The sequence below is a fragment of the Cellvibrio sp. genome (assembly GCF_053579595.1).
This window is the reverse complement of sequence record NZ_JBRFPI010000265.1, coordinates 1-6,446: the sequence shown is the minus strand read 5'-3', so window position 1 is coordinate 6,446 and position 6,446 is coordinate 1. Positions and strand designations below refer to the sequence as shown.

Genomic DNA, 6,446 nt, shown 5'->3' with positions numbered 1-6,446 from the left:
TCAGCGGCGTCCACTTTGGTTACTACACCGGGAACTTCTTTGTAAGCAGCAAAGACTTCAGCGTTTGCCATCGCAGACAACGTTGACAGGCTGGCGAATGAAGCAATGGCAACAACTTTAGCTACGAATGATTTTGACATGATAAAACCCTCAGGAAGTAAGATTAATCAGAATGTTTAATTGCACCCACGGAATGATTATAGGCATGTCAGATTCTACTTTGTTACTTTTTGTTACGAATTTTAAGATTGTTTTCGCACAAAAACCGAAAAATCGATCATTTTTATTCATATATAGAATAATAAAGTATGTTTAAATCTCAATATGTTATTAAAAGCATTATTTTGGGTCATTTTCCAGAAAAAGTGTTACCGAGTGTAATCTTTTGGTGTTTTTGCTTGTTCCATATTGGTGCCTAGATGGACAACGTTGTCTATTGGTGTGTCATTTTGGTGAGCAATAAAAAACCCGCTAACTCAGCAGAATTAGCGGGTTTTGTTTTTTGCCTCGTTTAGCGCGAAAGACGCACAGGTAATTACTGGTTAAACAGGAATTCCATCAGCGCATTTTGTGCATGCATGCGGTTTTCGGCTTCTTCCCAGACAACTGCATCGGGTGCATCGAGGATTTCTGCTGAAACTTCTTTGCCGCGATAGGCGGGCAGGCAGTGCATAAAAAGTGCATCGGCTTTAGCGAGGCTCATCAGCTCTTTATTGACCTGGTAGCCACTGAAGATTTTCTCGCGCTGCTTCTTTTCATCTTCCTGGCCCATGGAGGCCCATGTGTCGGTGACAACCAAGTCGGCACCGGCGACTGCTGCGCGCGGATCGTTGGTCAGTGTGACACGATGCTGATAGGGTGTGACGAACTCATCTTCCGGCTCAAAACCCTTGGGGGTGGCAATGCGCAATTCAAAGTCACAGAGTTCAGCGGCTTGAATATAGGTATTGCACATGTTGTTGCCGTCGCCAACCCAGGCTACGGTTTTACCCGCAAGCGAACCGCGTTTTTCAACGTAGGTTTGGATGTCAGCGAGTAACTGGCAGGGGTGATATTCGTCGGTCAGTCCGTTGATCACGGGAACACGTGAATACTCGGCAAAACGCTCGACGGTATCGTGGCCAAAAGTGCGGATCATCACCATATCCACCATGCTGGCGATACAGCGCGCGGCGTCTTCAATCGGCTCGCCGCGACCTAATTGTGAATCCTTGGTGGACAGGAAAATCGCATGGCCACCCAGCTTGGCTACCCCAGACTCAAAAGAGACGCGGGTGCGGGTGGAGTTTTTCTCAAAAATCATCGCCAATACTTTGTTGTTAAACGGCTCAGGGGCGGTGCCCTGGCGCAGCATGGCTTTGAGTTCGATGGCGCGCGCAATTATCTGTTGCAGTTCGGCGCGGTTAATATCGGCGAGGGTTAGAAAATGTCTCGGTGCCTTTGGGGGAACCATAATCATTGCTCTTTTATTGCAGCGCGCGCCTTATGCGCGCGCCTATTTAAAACTCATTCACTAATTGGTTAAAACTCGTTTACCAGTTGTACCACTTTGCTGACCAGCTCATCGGCTTCGGCGTCGGTGAGGATAAACGTCGGCAGCAGACGGATTGTATTTACTGCGGTGACGTTAATCAGGATTCCCAAATCACGGCCTTTTTGAACTAGGTCAGGCGCTGGCGCATTGAGTTCGATACCAATCATCAAGCCTTTGCCGCGGATATCAACCACTTTGGGGTTGCCCGCCAGTGCGGTTTTGAAATCGGCCAGCAGCTTGTCGCCCAACACTTTTACGCGGGCAATCAGGTTGGATGATTGCAGGGTTTCGATCACTGCAATGCCTGCGCTGCAGGCGAGTGGGTTGCCGCCAAACGTAGTGCCGTGGTTGCCCGGTTGCAGCACTTCGGCCGCTTTACCGCGCGCGAGGCAGGCGCCCATGGGCATACCGTTGCCCAAGCCTTTGGCAGTGGTGACCACATCGGGCAGCAGGCCGTTGTGTTGATAGGCGAAGTAGGTGCCGGTACGCCCGTTGCCGGTTTGGATTTCATCCAGCATTAACAACAGCTCGTGTTGATCGGCGATAGCGCGCAGTTGATTCAGGTAATCCGCTGCAGGAACCCGCACACCGCCTTCACCTTGTACGGGTTCAACCAGAATCGCGACTATGTTGTTGTGTTCAGCGATGGCGGATTTTACTGCCGCAACATCGTCGTAAGGCACACGGATAAACCCTTCAACCAATGGCTCAAAACCGATTTGCACCTTGGCGTTGCCGGTAGCGCTCAGTGTTGCCAGAGTCCGGCCATGGAAACTGTTGGCCATGACAATAATTGAAGGGTTCTTCACGCCTTTGTCGTTGCCGTATTTGCGCGCGATCTTGATCGCCGCTTCATTGGCTTCAGCGCCGGAGTTGGAGAAAAACACCTTCTCCATGCCCGAAACCTGGATCAGCAGATCAGCCAAACGCTGCTGCTGTGGGATATTGTATAAATTGGAGACGTGCAACAGGGTCGCCGCTTGCTCGGACAGGGCTTTGGTTAATGCCGGGTGTGCATGGCCAAGGCCGCACACGGCGATCCCGCTAATTGCATCCAGATAGGATTTGCCACTGTCATCCCATACTCGGCTGCCCTCGCCCTTGGTGAGGGTCAGGGTTCTGGTGCCGTAAGTATTCATGAGCGTGGACATGGTCTTCTCCAAAAAAACAACGCCTTGGCGTTAGTAATAAATAGGTAGTGCGTGAAAAAAACAACTCGCCAAAGCCAGTCAGTGACGGGCCAGCGGATGATTGATCAGGGGGACGCTTTATCAGAGCTTTTTTCGCTACACCGGCACTTGCTACCGATGGGACACAGTTGCAATCAACTTGTACGCGGCAAAAACAGGCGGCAAATATATAAGTTATTGCGATTATTGGCAAATTTGGGCAGGTTTTGCACCTATCAAGCCGCTCGTTACGAGGAACTGAACCCGTGGCCCTGTACAAATTCCTTGGCAAAGATAATGTCGTTTTGCAAGTGGAAACCCGTATCGGGTGGCTGGATAAAAAAACCTTCAAACAAACGCACGCCCTGCATCCATAAACTGGAGAGGTTGTGCGAGTTTTCAATTTGGGTGGCGACGACTTTAATGCCGCGTCCGGTCGCGGAGGCAATAAGTCGCTCCAACAGTTTGGGATTGGCCCCTTCACTGGTGAGTCTGGGTGAGAGGCGCAAGTAGTTGAGCGCCAAGTCGTCCACCATCGTCAGTATTTGTTCACTTTCACCAGCGCGAGTGACGCAGATACCGCAGCGGATATCGCGCAGTGCCTTGGCGATTTCTCGAGCTTGATGGAAGTGATTGAGTATCCAGTTCTCCTCCAACATAAACACCAGTCGCTCTTCCCCGCGCAGGCGGGACGAGCGCAATACATTGGCGGCAAAGGAAAAGAAGCTGCTCTGCTGCAGGGTTTCCTCGGCCAGATGGATAAACAAAGTCGCTTGTTCGCGGGTTTGGCTGTTGGTAGCAATTGCGCTGACCGCCTGTTGCAATACCCAGCGGTCCAGCTCCAATCGCTTGCCTGGTTGGGTGATGCGACTGAGGAACTGCCCGGCGGCTATAGGTTCACCATCTTCACCGCGCAGGCGGGTGAGTACGGAAAAATGCTCAATCTGTGCGTCTTCCAGGCTGATGATAGGTTGGAAGGCGAGGCTCAGGTCACGGCTGAAGACAACATGGGAAAAGTCCGGCAGGTTCTTATCGCTCACCGCAGTTGCGCTACTTGAGGTTGCACCGCTGATGTTTGCTTCAAACGCCTGCTCAGCGCGCAAAAGTGCGTTGTTGGCGGTGCCGAGCGCTGAGCTTAGTGGCGCTATGCCCAGTTTGATCTGCAGACTTAGGGATTTGCCTTTGATGATGTAAGGTTGGCTGCTCAAATGTTTGGTGAATTGCTCTCCGCGCTGACGATGGAACTCAGGGCTGCGTTTGCCTGCCAGAACACAGGCGACCATATGGGATAGGTCTATCCATTGCTCGTCGCTGCCGACAGTTTCGCTTAAGCGACGACAAAACTGGTCATGTAAGTCTATTAGCTCGATTTGGCCGAGTTGTTGGGTAAGTTCTGTTAACTTGTCGATACTGAAATAGTAGAGGGCGCTATTCTGATTACCCAAATTGTTGTTGTGCAGTTCCTCTTCCAGTGCGGCAAAAAAATAGCTGCGATTAATTTGCTGCGGTTGCTGGGCATTGCGGGTTACGCGCGCGACCCTGTTCTTGAGGGCCGAGGTGTCCGCCAGCGCCTGTTCACATACGCTGATTAGCTCAGTAACTTCAAAGGGCTTTGTGAGCAGGGCATTCACGCCCAGTGCTTTGATACTTTTATGCAGGTTTGTATCGGTATCGGCAGTGACAAAAATAATTGGCAACAATAGAAATTCCGGATCTTGCCGCAACAGCACTGCCAGCTCCATGCCGTTGATGTCGGGCATGTGCATATCCAGTATCACCAGATCGGGTTTGAATTTGGCGGCGCGCTGCAAGCTGTGCAGCGGCTGGTTGACGCAGAGCACTTCCATGCCTGCATAGCGCAAAATTTCTGCCTGCAGGTTGGTCATAGCCGGGTCGTCGTCAACAATCATTACCCGCTGGGTTTTGGTGTGCTGGGTGATGATTTGAACCAACTTCTCAACCAGAAAATGGAAGTCGAGCGGTTTGATGAGATAGTCGCTGCTGCCCGCTCGCAGGGCGCGCAATTTGGCATTTACGTCAGTGCGGCCGGACATCAGGATGATGGGCGTGTCCTGGGTGAGCAATGCCTTGATTTGATGCAAATTGCCCAGCGCCTGCAAGCCTGAGCGCTCGAAGTCCGGATCCATCAAGATCGCGGCGGGTGAATCCAGATAGAGCCGCTGCATGCAAGCTTGCGGATTGTCAAAATACTCCACTACAAATCCGGCTTTGCGCAGATAGGCGTTGCAGAGCGCAGCCAGCACCCGGTCCGGGTCTACTAAAAAAATCGTTTTACCCAGCGCTTCCGGATAGCTGCTGGGATCAATAGCGGAGGGGAGCGGATCCTGGCGCGCCGTGCCATTGGCGGTGGCAGCCATTATCTGACTGAGCTGGCGGATATGGTCTTCCAGTTGTGCGTATTCCAAGCCGCCAAAACTACGCCCCAGTTCATTCAGGTCGGTGATGAAGTTTTCCAGTAGCTGTGCGGAGTGGCGCAACTCGGGAAAACCAAAACTGGTGCCGGCCTCTATAAGTTTGTGCGCAAATTGTTGCAGCGTGGTGATGCCTTGCTCGCTCCAATTAAGATGGCGCAAATGGCTCCAGATTTCTTCCAGGCGACGCGCCCGCTCGGGCAAGCTTGCTGCAAACTGCTGGCGCAGCCGTTCAAGCTGGTTGCGAAATTCTTGTGGCATAGAATCATCCTGATGTTCACTTCTTGAGTATAGAAGCTGTTCACCAAAGCGCAGCTTATGTCGCGATTGATGTAAATATTCGTTTTACCTAATGAGACTTTGTTATGTTTTTTGCAGAATAGCTCCTCTTTTGGCGCAGCAGTCTGCGCGCATTTTTATCATCCTGGACAATTATGAATTATTCGTACGCACCCATGTATTCGCTAATGGCAGGGACATTATTCCTGCTGCAGCCAAATATACTGCTCGCGCAAGCAGCGCCGGAATTGTTGGAAACCTTGATTGTATCGGGCGAGCGCAGTGAAACTTCTGTGGTAAGCCAACGTATTTTGATAAAAACGGCGGCTGATTTTTCTGCTGGCGCGCGGCTCGATCCCGCTGAATTGCTACAAATCATTCCCGGTGTGCAGGTGGATTCGCGTACTAACTACGCGCAGGATACCCGCATTAGCCTGCGTGGTTTCGGCGCGCGCTCCGCTTTTGGCGTGCGCGGCATTGATTTGCAAGTCGATGGTATTCCCATGTCCACACCCGATGGACAGGGGCAATTAGCCAGCGTGATGCTCGACAATATCGCCAGTGCGCAAGTATTGCGCGGGCCAGTTGCCGCGCTCTATGGCAATGGTGCAGGCGGTGTGATTGGCCTGCAAACTGAAGTGCCGGAAGCGAGTCGCATTAGCGCAGGATTAATCGCAGGTGATCCTGGTCTCACACGACAAACACTGAATGGAGAATGGCGCAGTGAAAATCTGGCCATGCGCGCGCAATTTGCCAATACCGATATTGATGGCGAGCGCCCGCATTCCAGCGCTGAGCGACAACAAGCTGGTGTGCAATTGTTTTACACCACAGAAAATAATCTTGATGTGATTGTTAAGCACGATTACAGCGATGATCCGCTGCTGCAAGATCCACTCGGTTTAACCCCTGCACAATGGCGCAATGATCCTTGGCAATTAAATCCCGCTGCAGAAACTTACGACACGCGCAAAACAATTGCGCATCAACAAACCTCTATCAGTCTACGCGACAACACCGGTGCAACACGCT

At 51.6% G+C, this 6,446-nt stretch carries 4 protein-coding genes; 1 reads left to right on the top strand and 3 read right to left on the bottom strand.

Features of this window, described 5'->3' with window-relative positions:
• Nucleotides 1–535: 535 nt before the first annotated feature.
• From argF to ACWA6V_RS15150, 3 genes are all read right to left on the bottom strand, one after another.
• Entirely contained in the window at nucleotides 536–1,453 is a 918-nt protein-coding gene (gene argF / locus ACWA6V_RS15160) for an ornithine carbamoyltransferase (RefSeq protein ID WP_449523279.1), read from the bottom strand.
• Between the two features lie 68 nt (nucleotides 1,454–1,521).
• A complete protein-coding gene (locus tag ACWA6V_RS15155) occupies nucleotides 1,522–2,685 on the bottom strand; it encodes an acetylornithine transaminase (protein ID WP_449523278.1) in 1,164 nt (387 codons plus the stop codon).
• Nucleotides 2,686–2,951: 266 nt separating this feature from the next.
• A complete protein-coding gene (locus tag ACWA6V_RS15150; protein ID WP_449523277.1) occupies nucleotides 2,952–5,396 on the bottom strand; it encodes a response regulator in 2,445 nt (814 codons plus the stop codon).
• A gap of 173 nt (nucleotides 5,397–5,569) precedes the next feature.
• Between ACWA6V_RS15150 and ACWA6V_RS15145 the strand changes: the two genes are divergently transcribed.
• Nucleotides 5,570–6,446 (top strand): TonB-dependent receptor plug domain-containing protein (locus ACWA6V_RS15145; RefSeq protein WP_449523276.1); only part of this gene is annotated, 877 nt, incomplete at its 3' end.